This is a genomic window from Polaromonas sp. P3_C2, assembly GCF_056402675.1.
Map to the genome: position 1 here is coordinate 1 of NZ_JBFUGX010001190.1, position 680 is coordinate 680.

General features: G+C 57.4%; 2 protein-coding genes. Both read left to right on the forward strand.

What is annotated here, in order from left to right:
* Window positions 1-163: 163 nt before the first annotated feature.
* Complete coding sequence (locus AC1DWI_RS25510) at window positions 164-544, forward strand: HAD family hydrolase (protein ID WP_477669195.1); 381 nt, start codon at window positions 164-166, stop codon at window positions 542-544.
* A 9-nt stretch (window positions 545-553) separates the two neighbouring features.
* Window positions 554-680: DUF2437 domain-containing protein (locus AC1DWI_RS25515; protein ID WP_477726232.1), on the forward strand; the 127-nt coding region annotated here is incomplete at its 3' end.

The following is a 680-nucleotide window of genomic DNA, read 5'->3' on the forward strand; positions in this document are numbered from 1 at the left end:
ACCCTTCGCGCCGGGCATTATTTATATATAACTCATAGATAATCATTTATATGAAATACTTTAACTATCATTAATCATTCATTCTTTCTACAGTTGTCTCAAGCCCGGTGCATCACGCATCGAAAAGTGCCCCCAGAGCATCCACCCATCAAAGGAGACCTCCATGCTCAACGCCTCGCTTGACAACACTGCCGCCGACCGGACCGATCAGACCCGCCACGCCTACAACGCCGCATTCGAAGAGCTCGGCTTGACCTGGCACTGGGATGCACCCACTTATGCCCGATTGCAGGCCCAAGGCCGCGATGCCGTGCGTACCTATCTGGAGACCGAGCAGGCGCATCTGCTGCGAGCCTACGAAGCAGATTTCCTGGTTGAGGCCATCGAAGCGGCCAAGGCCCGCTGCCATGCCAGCATGGTCGCCAGCCGGGCAAACCCGGCTCCTTATGCCGGCTGGTCCAGCCATTCACTCACGCCAGCCAATAGCCGGCCAAAAAACACCACGCCAGCACCCCGGTTCACGCCGAGTGCGCTGTACACGTGAAGGGCCGGAATGTCTAACCGTTGGCTACGTTTCAGGGAAGGCAATTCAACCGGCTTCGGAACTCTCGAGGGAGAGAACATCCGGGTTTGCCAGGGCGACATATTCTCCGGTGCGACACCCACGGACCGGGTGCTGC

Coding starts and splice junctions, on each gene's coding strand:
- AC1DWI_RS25510 (WP_477669195.1), top strand. CDS start 164: ATGCTCAACGCCTCGCTTGACAACACTGCCGCCGACCGGACCGATCAG.